General features: G+C 73.4%; 9 protein-coding genes and 1 pseudogene. 1 reads left to right on the plus strand and 9 read right to left on the minus strand.

Annotated elements, in window-relative coordinates:
• Nucleotide 1: 1 nt before the first annotated feature.
• From ACSU6M_RS05395 to ACSU6M_RS05415, 5 genes and pseudogenes are all read right to left on the minus strand, one after another.
• Nucleotides 2–613, minus strand: coding sequence for a GTP-binding protein (locus tag ACSU6M_RS05395; RefSeq protein WP_437067515.1), 612 nt, complete (start codon nucleotides 611–613; stop codon nucleotides 2–4).
• Nucleotides 594–4,293: pseudogene (locus ACSU6M_RS05400) on the minus strand (hydantoinase B/oxoprolinase family protein). The gene ACSU6M_RS05395 and the pseudogene ACSU6M_RS05400 overlap by 20 nt, the downstream one beginning before the upstream one ends.
• A gap of 24 nt (nucleotides 4,294–4,317) precedes the next feature.
• The gene (locus tag ACSU6M_RS05405; RefSeq protein WP_437067516.1) at nucleotides 4,318–4,713 is read right to left on the minus strand and encodes a DUF742 domain-containing protein; all 396 of its coding nucleotides are present in this window, start codon (nucleotides 4,711–4,713) and stop codon (nucleotides 4,318–4,320) included.
• Nucleotides 4,714–4,722: 9 nt separating this feature from the next.
• Complete coding sequence (locus tag ACSU6M_RS05410) at nucleotides 4,723–5,157, minus strand: roadblock/LC7 domain-containing protein (protein WP_437067518.1); 435 nt, start codon at nucleotides 5,155–5,157, stop codon at nucleotides 4,723–4,725.
• Entirely contained in the window at nucleotides 5,154–8,087 is a 2,934-nt protein-coding gene (locus ACSU6M_RS05415) for a nitrate- and nitrite sensing domain-containing protein (protein WP_437067519.1), read from the minus strand. Before ACSU6M_RS05415 ends, ACSU6M_RS05410 begins: the two co-directional genes overlap by 4 nt.
• A 416-nt stretch (nucleotides 8,088–8,503) precedes the next feature.
• Between ACSU6M_RS05415 and ACSU6M_RS05420 the strand changes: the two genes are divergently transcribed.
• Nucleotides 8,504–9,100, plus strand: a complete 597-nt coding sequence (locus ACSU6M_RS05420; protein WP_437067521.1) for a hypothetical protein — start codon at nucleotides 8,504–8,506, stop codon at nucleotides 9,098–9,100.
• A 13-nt stretch (nucleotides 9,101–9,113) separates the two neighbouring features.
• Here the strand turns inward: ACSU6M_RS05420 and ACSU6M_RS05425 are convergent, their stop codons facing one another.
• The 4 genes from ACSU6M_RS05425 to ACSU6M_RS05440 all read right to left on the minus strand — a co-directional run bounded on the left by ACSU6M_RS05425 (nucleotide 9,114) and on the right by ACSU6M_RS05440 (nucleotide 17,294).
• Nucleotides 9,114–13,778, minus strand: coding sequence for a hypothetical protein (locus ACSU6M_RS05425; protein ID WP_437067523.1), 4,665 nt, complete (start codon nucleotides 13,776–13,778; stop codon nucleotides 9,114–9,116).
• An 84-nt stretch (nucleotides 13,779–13,862) separates the two neighbouring features.
• The gene (locus ACSU6M_RS05430; RefSeq protein ID WP_437067524.1) at nucleotides 13,863–14,741 is read right to left on the minus strand and encodes a hypothetical protein; all 879 of its coding nucleotides are present in this window, start codon (nucleotides 14,739–14,741) and stop codon (nucleotides 13,863–13,865) included.
• A 49-nt stretch (nucleotides 14,742–14,790) separates the two neighbouring features.
• Nucleotides 14,791–16,317: a hypothetical protein gene (locus ACSU6M_RS05435; RefSeq protein WP_437067526.1), complete on the minus strand. Its 1,527-nt coding sequence runs from the start codon at nucleotides 16,315–16,317 to the stop codon at nucleotides 14,791–14,793.
• 284 nt (nucleotides 16,318–16,601) lie between these two features.
• A complete protein-coding gene (locus tag ACSU6M_RS05440) occupies nucleotides 16,602–17,294 on the minus strand; it encodes a GntR family transcriptional regulator (RefSeq protein WP_437067527.1) in 693 nt (230 codons plus the stop codon).
• Nucleotides 17,295–17,389: the final 95 nt, after the last annotated feature.

Raw genomic sequence — 17,389 nt, forward strand, 5'->3', positions numbered from 1 at the left:
GTCAGGTGGCGACGGCCTCGGCGGCGCGGCGGCCGGCGGCGAAGGCCATGGCGTGCTGGACCACGCCGACGAGGACCTCCTTGACCGACTCGCGCTCGCGGGCGTCGCACAGCACCACGGGCACGTCGTCGTCCAGGTCGAGGGCCCGGCGGACGTCCTCGGCGGGGTAACGGACGGCGCCCTCGAAGCAGTTGACGCCGACGAGGAAGGGTATGGAGCGGCGCTCGAAGTAGTCGACGGCCGCGAAGCAGTCCTCCAGCCGACGGGTGTCCGCGAGGACCACGGCGCCGAGGGCGCCTTCGGACATCTCGTCCCACATGAACCAGAAACGTTCCTGTCCGGGTGTGCCGAACAGATAGAGCACCAGGTCCTCGCGGAGGGTGATGCGGCCGAAGTCCATGGCGACGGTCGTGGTGTGCTTGCCCTCCACGCCGCTGGTGTCGTCGACCGGGCGGCCGGCCTCGGTGAGCAGTTCCTCGGTACGCAGCGGTCTGATCTCGCTGACCGCGCCGACGAGCGTGGTCTTGCCCACGCCGAAGCCGCCGGCCACCAGAATCTTGAGCGTGACGGGCTCGACCGGCGGCTTGGCGCGCTCAGAACGCCCGAAGATCATCGATCTCTTCTCCTGCTTGATGGGGGTGAGGGGGACGGCTCTCAGGGGTGTGGCGGGGGCGGCGGCCCGTAGCCTCCGCCGCCGGGGGTCTCCACGACCAGGACGTCACCGGGGCCGACGTCGGTCGCGTCGCTGCCGCCGAGTTCGGTGACCGTTCCGTCGGCGCGCTCCACCAGGTTGGCGCCGAGCGCGCCCGGCTCGCCGCCCGCCATGCCGTACGGCGGCACTCTGCGGTGCTGGGACAGCGTGGAGACGGTCATCGGCTCCAGGAACCTGATGCGGCGCACGGCTCCGTCACCGCCCCGCCAGCGGCCGGCGCCGCCGCTGCCGCGCCGGACCGAGAACTCCTCCAGCCGTACGGGCAGCCGCCATTCGAGGATCTCGGGGTCGGTCAGCCGCGAGTTGGTCATATGGGTCTGTACGACGCTCGCGCCGGGGAAGCCTTCCCCCGCGCCGGATCCCGAGGCGACGGTCTCGTAGTACTGGTGGCGGGCGTTGCCGAAGGTGACGTTGTTCATGGTGCCGGAGCCCTCGGCCTGGACGCCGAGCGCGGCGTAGAGGGCACCGGTGATGGCCTGGGACGTCTCGACGTTGCCGGCGACGACGGCGGCCGGCGGTTCGGGGGCCAGCATCGAGCCCTGCGGTACGACGATCCTCAGGGGGCGCAGACAGCCGTCGTTCAGCGGGATGTCGTCGGCGACGAGGGTGCGGAAGACGTACAGGACGGCCGCGTTGACCACCGCGTAGGGGGCGTTGAAGTTGGTGGTCAGCTGGGGTGAGGTGCCGGTGAAGTCGATGGTGGCGGAGCGGTTCTCGCGGTCCACGCGCACGCGTACCCGGATGACGGCGCCGGAGTCGGTCTCGTAGGCGTACTCGCCGTCGTCGAGTGCGTCGATGACGCGGCGCACCGCTTCCTCGGCGTTGTCCTGGACGTGCCGCATGTATGCCTGGACGACGTCGAGGCCGAAGTCGTCGATCATGCGGGTGACTTCGTCGACGCCCTTCTGGTTGGCGGCGATCTGGGCGCGCAGGTCGGCCAGGTTGGTCGTGGGGTTGCGGGAGGGGTGGGGTGCCTCGTCGGTGAGCAGGCGGAGTGTCTCCTCCTCGCGGAAGCGGCCGTTCTCGGCGAGGAGCCAGTTGTCGAAGAGGACGCCTTCCTCGTCGATGGTGCGGCTGTTCGCGGGCATAGAGCCGGGGGCGATGCCGCCGATCTCGGCGTGGTGGCCGCGGGAGGCGACGTAGAAGAGGACCTGTTCACTCTCCGTGGTGCCGCTCGGGCCGGGGCCGAAGACCGGGGTGATGACGGTGACGTCGGGCAGGTGGGTGCCGCCGTGGTACGGGTCGTTGACGGCGTAGGTGTCGCCGGACCGCATCCGTGGGCCGCGGCGGCGGATGACCTCTTTGACGCTGGTGCCCATCGAGCCCAGGTGGACGGGGATGTGCGGGGCGTTGGCCACGAGGTTTCCGTCGGGGTCGAACAGGGCGCAGGAGAAGTCCAGCCGCTCCTTGATGTTGACCGACTGGGCCGTGGACTCCAGCCGGGCGCCCATCTGTTCGGCGATCGACATGAAGAGGTTGTTGAAGAGTTCGAGGAGGACGGGATCGGCCTTTGTGTCGGCTCGGGAACTCTCCGTAATCGCCACCCGTTCCATGACCAGATGCCCGCCGTCGGTCGCCGTGGCCCGCCAGCCGTCGTCGACCACGGTCGTCGCACTGGCCTCGGTGATGATCGCGGGTCCGGTGACGGGCTCGCCGGGGGGCAGGTTCTCCCGGCGGTGCAGGGGTACGTCGCGCCAGGTGCCGCCGGTGTGGAGGCGGACGGACTCGGGCGCGGCGGGGCGGCCTTCGTACGGGGCGAGGGCGGACAGATCGGGGGGTTCGGTGATGCCGGTGGCTTCCACGGAGAGGGCTTCGACGACGATCGGCCGGTCGAGGACGAAGGAGTAGGTGGCGCGATGGCGTTCTTCGAAGGTGTGCCTCATCGCGTCCGGGGTGGTGAGTTCGACGGTGAGGGTGGTGTCGGTGCCGTCGTAGCGCAGATGGGCTCGGCGGGTGACGCGGATGCGGTCGTCGGGGACGTCCTCGGCGAGGAGTTCGGCGCGGGCGGCGGCCTCCAGGTCGTCGGCGGTCTTGAGCACGGCGGGCAGGGCGGCCGGTTCCAGGGGTGCTTCCACGGACTGCTCGCGCATGGCCGTGGTGTCGGCCAGTCCGATGCCGAGGGCGGACAGGACGCCGGCCATGGGCGGTACGAGGACGGTGCGGATGCCGAGGGAGTCGGCGACCATGCAGGCGTGCTGACCGCCGGCGCCGCCGAAGGTGGTGAGGGCGTAGCGGGTGACGTCGTGGCCCTTCTGGACGGAGATCCTTTTGACGGCGCCCGCGATGTTGGCGACGGCGATGCGCAGGTAGCCCTCGGCGACCTGTTCGGGGGTGCGGTCGTCTCCGGTGTGCTGCCGGATCTCGCGGGCGAGTGCGGTGAAGCGGTCGCGGACGAGCGCGTCGTCGAGGGGCTGGTCGCCGTCGGGGCCGAACACCTTGGGGAAGTGCGCCGGCTGGATGCGGCCGAGCATGACGTTCGCGTCGGTGACGGCGAGCGGGCCGCCGCCCCGGTAGCAGGCGGGGCCTGGGTCCGCCCCCGCCGAGTCCGGCCCTACGCGGTAGCGGGAGCCGTCGAAGTGCAGGACCGAGCCGCCGCCGGCCGCGACCGTGTGGATGTCCAGCATGGGCGCGCGCAGCCGGATCCCCGCGATGTGGGTGGTGAAGACGCGTTCGTACTCGCCGGCGAAGTGGGAGACGTCGGTGGAGGTGCCGCCCATGTCGAAGCCGATGACCCGGTCGAAGCCGGCCAGTTGCGACATGCGGGCCATGCCGACGATGCCCCCCGCGGGCCCGGACAGGATGGCGTCCTTGCCGCGGAACTGTCCGGCTTCGGCGAGGCCGCCGTTGGACTGCATGAACATCAGGCGGACGCCGGTGAGGGTGTCGGTGACCTGGTCCACGTAGCGGCGCAGCACCGGCGAGAGGTAGGCGTCGACGACGGCCGTGTCACCGCGCGGGACGAGCTTCATCAACGGGCTGACCTCGCTGGAGAGCGAGATCTGCGGGAAGCCGATGCGGGCGGCCAGTTCGCCGACGGCCTGTTCGTGGGCGGGGTGGAGGTGGCTGTGCAGACAGACCACGGCGACGGCACGGATCCCGTCGTCGTGGGCCTGTCGGAGGGCGGCGGCGAGGGCGTCCAGGTCGGGTGCGCGCAGGACGGTGCCGTCCGCCGCGATGCGTTCGTCGACCTCGATGACGCGTTCGTAGAGCGGTTCGGGCAGGTCGATGCGGCGGGCGAAGATGTGCGGCCGGTTCTGGTAGGCGATGCGCAGGGCGTCGCGGAAGCCGCGGGTGATGACGAGGGCGGTGCGTTCGCCCTTGCGTTCGAGGAGGGCGTTGGTGGCGACCGTGGTGCCCATGCGGACGGCGTCGACGGTCTCCCGCGATCCGCCGAGCAGCTCACGGACCCCCGCGACGGCGGCGTCCGCGGCGGGGGCACGCCCGCGTGTGCGAGGCCGGGAGTGGGCGGGCGCCGGGCTGTCCGACAGCAGTTTGTGCGTGACCAGACGGCCGTCCGGGCGCCGGGCGACGATATCCGTGAAGGTGCCGCCCCGGTCGACCCAGAACTGCCAGCCCGTCACGTCTTCACCCCGCTTCCGCACTGCTCACAGCGCCCGGAGCCCGTTGATCACATCGCGCAGAATACTCTCGTCCGGCAGTTCGGCCGGGGGGACGGGGCGGGTCACATGGACGAACTCCCCGTCGACGAGATCGCCGACGAGGACCCGTACCACTCCGATGGGCAGATCCAGCTCGGAGGAGAGTTCGGCGACGGACTGCGGGGCGTCCCGGCACAGTTCGACGATGTCCGTGTGCTCCGGGGACAGCGTGGGGTCCGTCTCCGGGTCGCCCGCGTCGGGTTCGGTGACGACGACCGCGATGAGGTCGAGGCGGTGCTGGGCCGCGTGTCGGGTCCGGCCACGTGTCATGGCGTACGGACGGACGACCGGGCCTGCCTCGTCGTCGAACCAGTGGCTTGTTGCCTGACCGTCTGCGCTCATGTCATCCCACTACCCGCCCAGGGGCAGATCGGTGCGCGGAGCGGTACCCAGATGCACGCCGACCCGCTTCACCAGCAGGGTCATCTCGTAGGCGACCTGGCCGACGTCGGAGTCGGCGTCCGAGAGGACGGCGAGGCAGCTGCCGTCCCCGGCGGCGGTGACGAACAGGAAGGCGTCCTCCAGCTCGACGACGGTCTGCCGGACGCCGCCCGCGTCGAAGTGGCGGCCCACGCCCTTGGCGAGGCTGTGGAAGCCGGAGGCGACCGCGGCCAGATGCTCGCCGTCCTCGCGGGTGAGGTCCTTGGAGACCCCGGTCGCCAGGCCGTCGCCGGACAGGACGACGGCCTTGCGGATGCTCGCGACGCGGTCCACCAGGTCGTCGAGGAGCCAGTTGAGCTCGCCGGACTTGGTCTCCGTGTGGCCGGTCGCCTTCGGTGCGGTCATCGACCGTCCCCCTTAGTCGTTCCTTGCGGTGCTGTGCCGCTCTGGGCGTCGTTGCCCGCGGCGTTCTCCTCACGACCGCGCTGCCAGCCGCGCTGGAGCGAGGCCATACGGCTGCGTACTTCGTCGGCGTCCCGGTCCGCCGGGTCCGCGCGGTCCTCGGTGCGGCGCTCCGGGTCCTGCCTCAGTTGCGGGGCGAGGTTCGCCTGCCGGACGCGGCGGGGCAGGGCCGTGCTTGCGGCGGGTGGCGTCCCGTGGTCGGCGGGGCGCGTGGGGCTGTCGGGGGCGGCGGTGCGCTCGGGGCCGCCCGCGGCGGCGCTGCTCGCGGGGGTGTCCGGGGCGGCAGCCGCGGGCGCGGCCGGGGCGTCCGGACGGCGAGGGGCCGGGGTGTCGCGCTGGGCGCCGGCCTCGGTGGTGGTCCGGTCGCGGTCGCCGGTGCGATCGAGGTCGGTGCGGTCGAGGTCGGTGCGATCGAGGTCGGTGCGGGTGGGGCCGGTGCCTCGGATGGCGGGGCCGGTGCCGCGTCGGCGCGTGGGCAGCGGGGCGGGGGCGGACGGATCGAGGGTGCGGCCGGTCGGGGTGGACGGCGCGTCGGTCGGCTCCGAGCGCCGGTATCGCTGGTCGGTGACCGGTCGGCCGTGGGAGCTGACGAGCTTGGGAGTGCGGCGGTGGGGCAGCGGTACGGGCGCGCTCACCTCGTCGGTGTCCTCGCCGCGGGGGCCCTCCTGCCGCCCGGATACGCGGTGGTACGGCGCGAGGGGGCTGCCCTTGGGGTCGGATTCCGTGTGCGCGATGGAGCGACGTGGCCGGAAGAGACCGCCGCGCTCGCTGTCCTCGTCGTCGAGGGCTCCGGGGAAGTCGGAGATCGCGTCCAGGTCGACCGGTGCCTCCAGCTCGACGGGACCGTCCAGCAGGGACGCGGACAGGCCGGGCAGCGGGGCGGGGACCTGGGACAGCGCCGACCGGCGGCTGCCCGCCCGGTCGGGTTCTTTGACTGTGCGGGGGCGGTCGAGGCGGAAGCCGATGCCGTTGGTGTCGGGCACGTCGTCGGTCAGCAGGGCGTCGGGGATGAAGACGACAGCCGTGGTGCCGCCGTACGGCGAGGGCTGCAGCGAGACCCTGACGTTCTGGCGCTGGGCGAGCCGGCTGACCACGAACAGCCCCAGCCGGTCGGTGTCGGACAGTTCGAACTCGGGCGTCTCCGCGAGCCGGAGGTTGGCGTCCAGCAGCGCGTCGGCCGCCATGCCGAGACCCCGGTCGTGGATCTCCAGGGTGAAACCGTTGGCGACCCGCTCGCCGAGCACCTGCACGGCGGTGTGCGGCGGCGAGAACACCGTGGCGTTCTCCAGCAGTTCGGCCACGAGATGGGTCAGGTCGGCGACCGCGGGGCCGGTGACGGCGACCCGGGGCAGGCGGCGCACCTCGATGCGTTCGTAGTCCTCGACCTCGGCGACGGCGGCGCGGACGACGTCCATGAGCTGGATGGGTTTGCGCCACTGCCGGGAGGGTGCGGCGCCGGAGAGGATCACCAGGCCCTCCGCATGGCGGCGCATGCGGGTGGTGAGGTGGTCGAGGCGGAAGAGGTCGGCGAGTTCCTCGGTGTCCTCGGTCCTGCGCTCCATCGTGTCGAGGAGGGTCAGCTGCTTGTGCAGCAGGACCTGGCTGCGTCGGGCGAGGTTGACGAAGACCTCGGAGACGCCGGCCCGCAGTTCGGCCTGCTTGACGGCGGCCTCGACGGCGGCGCGCTGGAGGGTGTTGAGGGCCTGGCCGACCTCGCCGATCTCGTTCCGGTCGTACTCGAGGCGGGGGACTTCGGTCTCCACGTCGACCTGTTCACCGGCCGACAGGCGGCGCATCACGCTGGGCAGGCGCACACCGGACGCCTCGTGCGCCTCCAGGCGCAGCTGTCGCAGGTCGCGGATGAGGGTGCGGCCGATGCGCACGGAGACGAAGAGGGAGGCCAGGAGTGCGATGAGGCCGAGGACGCCGGCGATGACGGCCTTGACGATGACGCTGGTCACGATCGGGTCGACGCGGTCCTGGTAGCGGGCGGCGGCCTGGTCGTCGAGAGAGGCGAGTTCGTCGAGGACGTTGCCCGCGGCGGTGTCCCAGCTGGTCACGGTGACGCCGCGCGGCTGTCCGGACCGGCTCTCGACGGCGGCCTCCTCCGCTCTGCGCAGCGGGGCGGTGGCCGCGCTCTTCCAGAACCGGGTGTAGCGGTCCCGTTCGGAGGAGGGCAGCAGGGGCAGGCTGACCTCGTAGAGCAGACCCCGCTGGGCCACGAGGTCGGAGATGGCGCGGGCTTCGCGTCGGGTGACCTCGCCGACCACGAGCGCGGAGCCGAGCAGGGCGTCCTCGCGGGAGAGGAGTTCACGGGCGCGGCTGAGATTGACCAAGGCCCGTGACTGCTTGTCCATCTCGCCGTTGTCGAGGAGTTCGAGGTCGGCGTACAGCTCGTAGCAGGGGTCGACCAGGTGGTTGTAGTGCTTCAGTGCCTGGGCGCGGTCGACGGTGCCGTCCTCGACGCTGCGGCGCAGGGGTTCGAGGCCGTCGAAGGAGTCCAGGACCGCGGTGAGGCGTGCGTCGGTGGTCGGGCCGATGGTGTCGCGTACTTCCGAGTCCTGGGCGTTCTCCCGGATCTGCGCGACGGCCCGGTCGGTGGCGGCTCTGCTGCGCCGCAGCGCGGCGAGCGCGTCGGAGGCGCGGGGGTCGGCGAGGTAGGTGAGGCTCTGGCGGCGTTCCTCCTGCAGGACGCGCACGGTGTCCTCGGCCGGATAGCCGATCTTCTCCACGACGGCCGAACCGCTGAGCAGCCGGGTCGCCTCGCGCCCGGTGAGTACGGTGGCGAACGCCCAGATCGCGGTCAGGGACAGCAACGGCACGAGAAGCAGCGCCACGATCTTCCGGCGGATTGATTTCCCGCGAAAGCGCATGGCCTCCCCCAGCTCGGCCCCCACGGTCGGGGGCACACATGTGCGTCAACAAACGGCGCGAGCCTACTACCGACGCACAGGGAACTCGAAGACCCAACCGGAAGCTCAACTTCCGCACGGGCCTGGAGAGATGGCGTGTTGTCCGCCCATTGCGGGAGATTGCGGCCCCGAAACCCTCGGTGTCCATGGAACCCGATGTGGCTTGGATGTCAGATCAATTGGCCGGAAATTTTCGAAGTCCGGGAATCTTCGAGGGGTGCCGCTCGTCCTTCTCTATGGGAAACGGGGGCGGAATCGGCCACATGAGCCGCATCCCGCACCCGGGCGGCGTAAAGGGACGCAAGCCGGGCAGGCACAGGGGAGACGGTCTTCGGGCCGGGACGAGGCGCCTGCTGGCGGTGGGGAGTGACACGGTGATGGGCACGGCTGAGCGGCACGGGACACCCGGACGGGGCGCCACGGCACAGATGACGGTCCCCGAGGGCGCCGAGGCATCGGATCTCGACATTCCGGCGGACGCGAGCCGGACGTCGGGCGAAGCCGGTGCCGCCACGCGTGCGGCGCGCGAGGGTTCGGCCGAGCGGCGCACGGCGCGCCACGAGACCGCCCCGCCCCGGGCCGCCTACCGGCCCCTGTGGGTGGAGGAGCCCGCGAAGCGACGCAGGATGCCCGACCCGGTGCGTACGGCGGCGGTACGCGCGGTGCTGATCATCGCCGTGACGCTGATACAGGCCATGGTCGCGGTCCTGTGCACCCTGGCCGGGTCGTGGCTGGCGTTCCCCATGGTCATCAGCAGCGTCGCCAGCACGGTCGTGGCCACCTGGGGCGTGCTCGACGTCTGGGTGACCCGTCAGGTCTGGAACCAGCGCAACGGAGTGGTGTCCACGCCGAGCAGCACCGCCCGTGCGCTGCGTCGGGAGCGGCGTCGGGCCCGCCGTCAGGCGCGGTCGGTCGCCCGGGCCCAGGAGCGGATAGGCCGGCCCGGCGGTGCCGGGCAGCTGTCCCACTCCTGAGCCACGGCCGGCGTCAGGGCGTCGCGGGCGCCGGTCGCTTGAACATCCGGGTCGCGGTGATCTCGCTGTGCACCGCCTCGCCCGCCTGCGGCGGTTGCGGCAGTCCGGGGCGGAGATGCTCCTCGACGCTGATGTACTTCAGGCCCGCCCGCAGGTCCGCGTCATTGCGCAGCCGGATGACCAGCGGGAACTCGGCCAGAGCCGTCGTGTCGAACAGGCCCGTGGTGTACAGCAGCTGCACGCCGAGCGCGTCGGAGACGGCGCGCTGGAGCTCCAGCAGATAGGTCGCGTTGGCGCGGCCGATGGGGTTGTCCAGGAAGAGCGTGCCCGCGTGCCGGTGCTTGTCGCGGCCCCGGTCGTTCGAGCGGAGCGCGGCCATCGTGCAGTACAGGGCGATGGCCGCGGTCAGGAGCTGGCCGCCGGAGAAGACGTCGCCCATCTGCCCGACGGGCACCCGCTCGGCGCGCAGCACGGCGTCGGGCTTGAGGATCTCGACCGCCACGCCCTTGGGCTGGAGGGCCGCCGCCACACCGCGCAGCAGCAGTGACATGCCGTCACGGCGCAGGTCGGAGTTCTTCTTCACGGCCGCGCGGGTCGCCTCGTCGATGACCTCACCCAGGCGCTCGGTGAGGGTGGCCTGATCGGGCTCCTCGAAGCGGATGCGCAGGAACTCCTGCCCGGACCACTCGCCCAGGCCCTCGGGCAGCCGGGACAGCCGCTGGGCGGAGCGCAGGGTGGCCAGGGCGGACTCGACGAGGCCGCGCAGGCGGTCGACGATGGAGTCGCGATTGCGCTCCAGCTGGGCCAGTTCGTCGGTGAGGACGCGCAGCCGGGGTGCGAAGGCGTCCGCCCACTTCGCGGCGTGCTCGGGCAGTGCGGAGGCGGGCAGCTCGCGGATCTGCTGCCGGGCGGGGGTGCGGACCTGCTCGTAGCGGGTGGAGTTGGCGTGCCGGACGAGAACGTCGCTGGCCTCGCGCACGGCGGCTTCGGCGGCCGAGAGGTCGGCGGCGCAGCCGCGCAGCGAGCGGCGGGCCTCAGCGGCGGACTGGCGGGCGTCCTCCAGGCTGCCGGGGTAGGGCTCGGGCTGCTCCTGGTCGTCCTCGGGGATGTGCTCGCGCAGCAGGTCGCGCAGGAGGGCGGCGATCTCGTCGAAGCCGCCGGCCGCGTCCTCGGCGGCGCGGTGGGCTTCGAGGAGCTCGGCGTGTGCCTCGCGGGCCTCGTTCAGGGCCTCGGTGCGGGAGGCGAGTTCGGCGGTGGCGGTGCGCAGCAGGGCCTGGGCGTGGTCGGCGTCGCGCGGTTGCAGCTCCTCGGGGAGCTCGGTGTGGGCGTCGCCCTCCTCGGGGGCGTGCCGTTCGGCCTCGCCGCGCAGTCGGCCGAGCTGCTCGCTGGCGGTGGACATCCGGGTCTCCAGGAGCTGGACCAGCTCCTCGGCACGGGCGGCGGCCGCCTGCCGGGAGGGTCCGTCGGAGCCGTCCGGGGACTGCAGAAGCTGCTCGGCGCGGGTGCGGACCTTGTTGCTGAGGCGGTCCAGTTCGGCGCGGGCCGCGCTCTCGTCGCTCTCGGCGCGGGCCTGCTCGGCGCGCAGGTCGGCGCCGACACCGACCTTCTCGTAGACCTGGGAGGCCGCGCGGTATGCCTCGCGCAGGGCGGGCAGGGACGCCTCGGGGGCCGCGGCGTCGGTGTCCGGGAGGTCGTCGGGGGCACCGGCGATCTCGGAGCGCTCGGCGCGCAGGGCACGGGCGGTGCGGCGGGCGTCGTCGGCGGCGCGCTGGGCGGCGCGGCGGTCCTCGTCGGCGGCGCGGGCCCGCTCCAGGCAGACCTGGGCGCGGGCCTCGGACTCGGTGGCCTCGTCGGCGAGTTCGCGCAGGCGGGCCTGCCAGCCGGCGCGTTCACGCAGCCGGAACGCGAGCCCGGCGAGGGCGTCGGCGGCGCGCCGGGCCTTCTGGGCGGCCTCCTGCCGTTCGTCGCGGACCTGGGCGGCCTCGGCGGCGGCCTCCTCCGCCTCGGCGCGTACCACCCGTGCCTCCGCCAGCTCGGCCTCGGCCTCCTCGGCGAAGGCGCGGGCCTCGCGGGCGGCGTCGGCGAGCTCCAGCAGGCGTCCGGCGGGGCAGCCGGTGCGCCAGGAGGCGAGCCGGGCGGCCAGCTCGCGATCCTTGCCGAGGCGGGCGGCGAGGACGCGGATCTCCTCGTCGCGTGCGGTGGCGCGGGCGCGCAGGGCCTGGCGTTCCTCGTCGGCGGCGTGCTCGTCGTGCATGGCCGGGTTCGGCGGGACCAGGAACACCTCGCCGTCGTCCGCGGCCGGTGCCGGGGTCGGGGCGAGGAGGGCGGCGGCGGTGCCGACGGCGACGGCGGAGCGGGGCAGCAGGGCGGCGTCGCTCAGCGCCTCGCGGGCGCGGGCGTGGGAGGCGGGGTCGGTGATGATGACGCCGTCGACGAGTTCGGGCCGGGCGGCGAGGACGCGCGCGTGGTCGGCGGGGTCGACGGCCTGGGCGAGGTAGCGCCAGCCGGGCAGGGCGGGGATGCCGTGCTCGCCGAGGAACTCGACGGTGGCCAGGACGTCGGGGCCGGGCGGCAGCAGGCCGCCGTCACCGAGGGCGCCGAGGATGCGGGAGTCGTCGGCGGCCGCGGTGCGCAGCTCGAACAGCTGGCGTTCGGCGGAGGAGACGGCGTCGTCGAGGAGTTCGCGCAGTTCGTCGGCGAAGCGGTCGAGTCCCTCGGCGGTCAGCGGGGCCTCGGCGGGCGTGGCGGCGTCCTCGTCCTGGCGCTCGCGGCGGGGCTGCGGCACCCCGGCACGCGCGTCGGCGCCGGTGGGGTGGCCGGCGCGGACGTGGTGCCCGGCGAGCCCCAGCAGTTCCCCGAGGCGCTCCTCGGCGGCGAGGGCCTGGGCGGTGCGGCGTTCGCCGTCGTAGGCGCGTTCGGCGGCGAGCGCGGCGTCGGCGGCGCGGGCGGCGGTCAGTTCCGCGCGGGACTCGGCCGAGGCGGCCTCGCGGGCGTGCTCGGCGGCGCGGCGGGCGGTCTCGCGGGCGGTGTCCCAGGCGGCGACGGCGGTCTTCTCGGCGTCGCTGGCGGCCAGGGCGGCGCGGGCCGGGTCGGCGTCGGGCGTGCTGTCGTCGAGCCAGCCCGCGCGGACGGCCTCGGCGGTCTCCTGCTCGACCTCGGTCAGGCGCTGGCGCAGATGTCCGGCCTCGCTGCGGGCGCGCTGGGCCTCGGTGGCGGCGGCGGTGGCGTCGCGGTGGGCCAGGTCGCCGGCCTCCTGGAGGGCGGCGGAGCGCTCCTCCTCCTCGTTGGCGAGGGTCTCGGCGCGCTCGGCGGCCGCGTGCAGGGCCCGTACGAGGTCGACGGCGGCCTTGGTGCGGGCGGCGAGGGCGGGGGCGGCGTCGCGCTCGGCCTCCTGGATGGCGGCGGCCACGCGGGCGACGCGGTCGGCGGCGGCGCGGTGGCGCAGGACGGCCTCGGCGGCCTGCCAGGCGGCGTGCAGGGTGCGCGCGTCGGCGAGCTCACGCTTCTGCGCTGCGGCGGACTTCTCGGCGGCGGCGAGGGCCAGCGAGGCGTGCCGGTAGGCGAGTTCGGCGGCGATCAGGGCGCTGCGGCCACGGGCGGACTCGGAGTGGGTGACGGCGTAGGCGGCGGCCGTGACCCGCTGGGCGAGGTCGGCGGCGCGCCTGCGCTCCTCGACGCCCCGCGCGGACAGCCGGCGGGCCAGGGTGCGGGTGCGGCGCTCGGCTCCTGCGTGGATGTCCCGCGCGCGTGCCCGTGCCTCGGCGGCCTCGACGATACGGCCGAGCAGGTCCACCGACCCCGCGGTGAAGTCGCGTTCGGCGATCAGCTCGGCGCGCCGGCCGAGCTTGTTGCCGAAGCCGCTGACGAGGTCGGCGAGTCCGTCGGTGTCGCGGGTGTCGGTGACCGCGCGCAGCAGCAGGTCGGTGAAGTCGGAGTCCTTCTTGACCGCGAACAGGCCGGCTGCCTCGCCCTCGTCGGCGTTCATCTCCCGCTGGTAGCGGAAGAGTTCGGGGTCGAGGCCGAGGTCGCCGAGGTGGTCGGTCCAGCGTTCGTGGATCTCCTCCCAGTGCACCTCCAGGTGCGGATACGCCTTGCCCGCCTCGGTGAGGGCGTCGCGGAAGCCCTTCATGGTGCGGCGGCGGCCCTGCGCGCCGGAGGCGCCCTCCACGGGCGGGCGTACGGCGGTGGACTCGGCGACGGGGAGGTTGTCCAGGGTGAGGCCGGGGCCGGGCCGGAAGGAGTACCATGCCTCGGCGAACTTGCGCGGGTCGTTGGAGACCTGACGGCCGCGCCACTCGCTGACCTTGCCGACGACGACGCACTCGCCGGTCTGCACATGCTGCCACTCCAGCGCCACATGCCCGCAGTCGTCGGCGAGCAGGAACTTGCGCAGCACGCCGGAGCTGGCGCCGCCGAGCGTGTTGCGGTGGCCCGGCAGCATCACCGAGAAGATCAGCTTGAGCAGCACGGACTTGCCGCCGCCGTTCTCCAGGAAGAGCACGCCTGCGGGCGCCGGGCGGCGCGGCGGGCCGACCGGCTCCTCCTCGAAGAACTCCGCCTGCGCGGGCGCGGGGTCGGGCACGACATCGCCCACGCCCCGCAGGTCAAGCACGGTGTCGGCGTAACGCGCACCGGCGGGTCCGATGGAGTAGAGGCGGACCCGGGACAGCTCGTACATGGCGGACTCTCGACAGTCTTCGTAAAAGGCGTACTACGGCGTGAAGGGTGCGGTGGTTCGGGAGCTCCGGAGAACCCGGGAACCTCAGGAGTGGAACGGCAGCCCCGCGTCGGCCACCAGCTCCAGGTCGTCGCCGTCCTGGGCGGGCAGCAGCGTCGGCGTGCCGTCGGTGACCGGGACGACGCCCAGTTCCAGGAGCTCGGCCATGGCGGCGCTGCCGGCCATGTCGCGGACCTGGAGCTGGTAGCGGGCGGTGGTGCGATACGTGCCGCCGTGGTCGTCGCCGGTGCGCTGCAGGAACCCGGAGTCGGTGAGGAAGGCGACCGCCTTGCCGACGATGCCGGTGGTGGACCCGGCGAGGCGGCGGGCGTCCTTGGTGGCGCCGGTGGCGCTGCGTCTGGCCCAGACCCGCCAGGCGGCCTCCAGACCGGGCGCGTCGGTGGCCGGGTCGGTGTTCTCGCCCTGTTCCTCGGCGCGCTCCTCCAGGCGGCGGCATGCCTGCCGGACGAAGGCGTCGACGCCGTTGACGCTGACCCGCCCGATGTAGCCGTCGTCGGCGAGGTCCTCGGGGCGCGGGAACGCCATGGCGGCGACGGCGAGGTGGGCCAGTCCGTGCAGGAAGCGGTCGGAGCCGTCGGCGGAGGTGCGCCGGGCGTAGTCGCCCATCCGCACGGCGAACACCGAGTCCTCCGCGGCGGTGACGGCCATGCCCGCGCGCGGGGAGACCTCCAGCACGACCAGGCCGAGGCCGGCGGCGACGGCGTCGGCGAGCCGGGCGAAGGCCGGGTCCTCGCGGTAGCGGCGCAGCAGGTCGGCGTACTCCTGGTCGCGCGCGGGCTGCAGCTTCGGCTGCAGCCCGAAGGCGACGAGCCGGGCCGCGTCGGCGGCGTCGGCGGGGGTGACGGCGGTGCTCACCGGCGCGGCGGCGGCCTCCGGCTCACTCCACTCGACGTGCTCGGTCACGGCTTCGGCTCCTTGCTCGGGTCTCCCGCACGGCGCGGGTGTCGCTCACTCATGCGGCTTCGGTCCGGTCCGCCGCCATCCCCGCGGCGTCCAGCAGGGCGGTGCCCACTATCAGGTCGGCGCCGCCGAACTCGGGGTCGTCCAGCTCGGTGCCGTCGTCCACGGCGAACAGCAGCTTCTCCTCGCCCTGCCGGTAGGCGGTGCCCACCGCCGGGCTCGCCGCGTGCACGGCCAGCAGCGCGACCAGGTACGGCAGCTCGGGGTCCTGCCGGCGGGCCTCGGCCAGCAGGCCGGAGAGCCGGCGGGGCGCGTCGGCGGGCAGGTCCAGCAGCTCCCGTGCCGCGGCCAGCTGCTCCTCGCTGAACCGGCTGTCGTCCGGCGTGGCGATCAGGTCCGGCTCGGGCATCTCCGCGCCCAGGTGCTCGCGCTCCATCGGCGGGGTGAGGAGTATGTCGACGAGGTCGCCCACGCGCACGGACACCGGCGTCCGCAGCCCGGTGCCGCGCGCGAAGAACGCGTCGGTGACCTTGACGGCCTGCTCCAGCGGCAATGGCAGCACGGGGGCGACCAGATGCCCGTACAGGTCTATCCCCGAGGACGTCACCGGGGTGGCGAACGCCTGCCGGTCCTGCTCCGCGCGGAACAGCGGCCCGGCCTCCAGCAGGCGCGACTGGAGCTGGGTGTGCCGCCTGATGCAGTCCTTGACGATGTCGACCAGCTCGGCGGCCCGCCGCTTGTGCTCGGGGTCCTCGGACTCGTCCCGCGCCTTGCGGATGTTCGTCAGGATCGCGTTCTCGTGGCGGTAGCGGTCGGCCACGTGGTCCAGCGCCTCGGCGATCATGTCCGGCACGGTCCTGAGCCAGTCCACCGCGCGGACGTTGCGCCGGGTGGCCTCCAGGGCCCGGCGCAGTGTCTCGGAGTACTGCACGGTCCGGTAGCGGGCCTGCTCGGCGGCGAGCTGCGCGTCGGCGAGACGGCCGCGGCTGATCAGGACCTCCAGCTTGACCTCGGCGGCGATCTGGGCGCTGGTCACATCGGTGTCGAGGGCGCCGACCAGGACGTTGACCGCCTCGTCGGTCGTCCGGAGGTAGACGCTGCCGCCGGGACCCGGGACCTCCTCGATCAGCTTGAAGTCGTAGTCCCGCCGGACATAGGTGCCGTCCGCGGCGAAGGTGCCGTACACCGCGCGGAAACCGCGGTCGACGCTGCCGACGTTGATCAGGTTCTCCAGGACCCAGCGGGCCACGCGCTCGTGCTCGGCGGTGGGGCGCTGCGGGGCCTGGGCGGCGATACGGGGGACGAGCCGGGCGACGACCTGGTCGTGGTCGGCGCCGGTGTCGAAGTCCATGTTGAGCGTGACAAGATCGATGGCGGCGAGGGCCACCTCCGCCATCCCGTAGACCGAGTACTCACCGGCCAGGTTGGCCTTGCGCGCGTCGAGGTCGTGCAGCGGCGCGGTGCAGGCGAGCGCGCGCAGGCGCCGCGCCAGCCCTTCGTCGGCGGCCGGGCCCGGTGCGGGGCGCGGCCCCGCGCTGAGCTGGGGCGGAACGCTGTCCGTCGTTGCTGGCGAAGTCACGGTGCACAGACTAGGCGCTGGGTCTGACAACGACCCAAATCGGAGCGCCGGGGGCCGGGCGGCGGCTTCGGCTGCGGGCCGTCGCGAGCCACTCGGTTGCACCGGCCGTCACGCAGCGCCCGGCGCCCTCACGCCACGTAGCCCCGCGCCCTCACGTAACGCCCGCACCCTCATGCAACGCCGGCGCGCTCAGGCCACACTGCCCCGCGCCACACGCACCGCCCGGTGCCCTCCCGCCCCCCGTGCACCCTCCCGCCACGCACGTCCCCGGCAGCCCCCGGCCCCTACCCCTCGTCCACACGCCGCCGATACACCTCCACCACGCGCTCCAGCGAGTCCGCCAGATAGACCGCCAGCAGCCGCTCCGCTCCCTCGCGGTCGCCGGATTCCAGCGCGTCCAGGATCTCCTCGTTCCGCGCCAGGTACGGCTCGTGCAGCTCCCGCGGGTCCTCCACCACGTGGAAGGCGAGCCGCAGCTCCGCGAAGACGCTGCGCATCAGCTCGTCCGTGCGCTCGCTGCCCGCCAGCGCCACCAGCTCCCGATGGAAGTGGATGTTGGCCGTCCCCAGCGATTTCCAGTCATCCTCGGCGACCGCTCGACGCCCCCGCGCCACCGCCTCCGCCAGCCGGCCCAGCGCGTAGGGAGGCTCCCCCAGTCCCCGGACGACCGCGCACTCGACCAGCGCGCGCGTGCGGTAGATGTCCTCGACGTCCTCGACGGTGAGCACCCGGACGAAGACCCCGCGGTTGAGCTCGTGGACCAGCAGCCGCTCGTGCGTGAGCAGCCGGAACGCCTCGCGGAGCGTGTTGCGGGAGACGCCGAGGGCGCCGCCGATGCTGTCCTCCGACAGCCGGGTGCCGGGCGGGAAGAAGCCGTCGGCGATGCGGCTCCTGAGGATGTCCGCGACGCGTTCCGCGGTGCTGGTGCGCCCGAGGAGAGCGCGGTCGTCGGCCAGTCCCGTCAGCTGCTCTGCCATGCCCGAGATTCAACCGCAGTCAGGAGAACGAGACAACACGGGTATTGAGGGATCGTTGAACAATCCCCTACCTTGCTGGGCATCGCACGCTCACC

This window comes from Streptomyces sp. enrichment culture (assembly GCF_964272895.1).
Classification (GTDB): domain Bacteria; phylum Actinomycetota; class Actinomycetes; order Streptomycetales; family Streptomycetaceae; genus Streptomyces.

Excerpts from the sequence above, each read along its gene's own strand:
- ACSU6M_RS05395 (WP_437067515.1), bottom strand. The coding sequence starts at position 613 with ATGATCTTCGGGCGTTCTGAGCGCGCCAAGCCGCCGGTCGAGCCCGTC.
- ACSU6M_RS05405 (WP_437067516.1), bottom strand. The coding sequence starts at position 4,713 with ATGAGCGCAGACGGTCAGGCAACAAGCCACTGGTTCGACGACGAGGCA.
- ACSU6M_RS05410 (WP_437067518.1), bottom strand. The coding sequence starts at position 5,157 with ATGACCGCACCGAAGGCGACCGGCCACACGGAGACCAAGTCCGGCGAG.
- ACSU6M_RS05415 (WP_437067519.1), bottom strand. The coding sequence starts at position 8,087 with ATGCGCTTTCGCGGGAAATCAATCCGCCGGAAGATCGTGGCGCTGCTT.
- ACSU6M_RS05420 (WP_437067521.1), top strand. The coding sequence starts at position 8,504 with ATGGGCACGGCTGAGCGGCACGGGACACCCGGACGGGGCGCCACGGCA.
- ACSU6M_RS05425 (WP_437067523.1), bottom strand. The coding sequence starts at position 13,778 with ATGTACGAGCTGTCCCGGGTCCGCCTCTACTCCATCGGACCCGCCGGT.
- ACSU6M_RS05440 (WP_437067527.1), bottom strand. The coding sequence starts at position 17,294 with ATGGCAGAGCAGCTGACGGGACTGGCCGACGACCGCGCTCTCCTCGGG.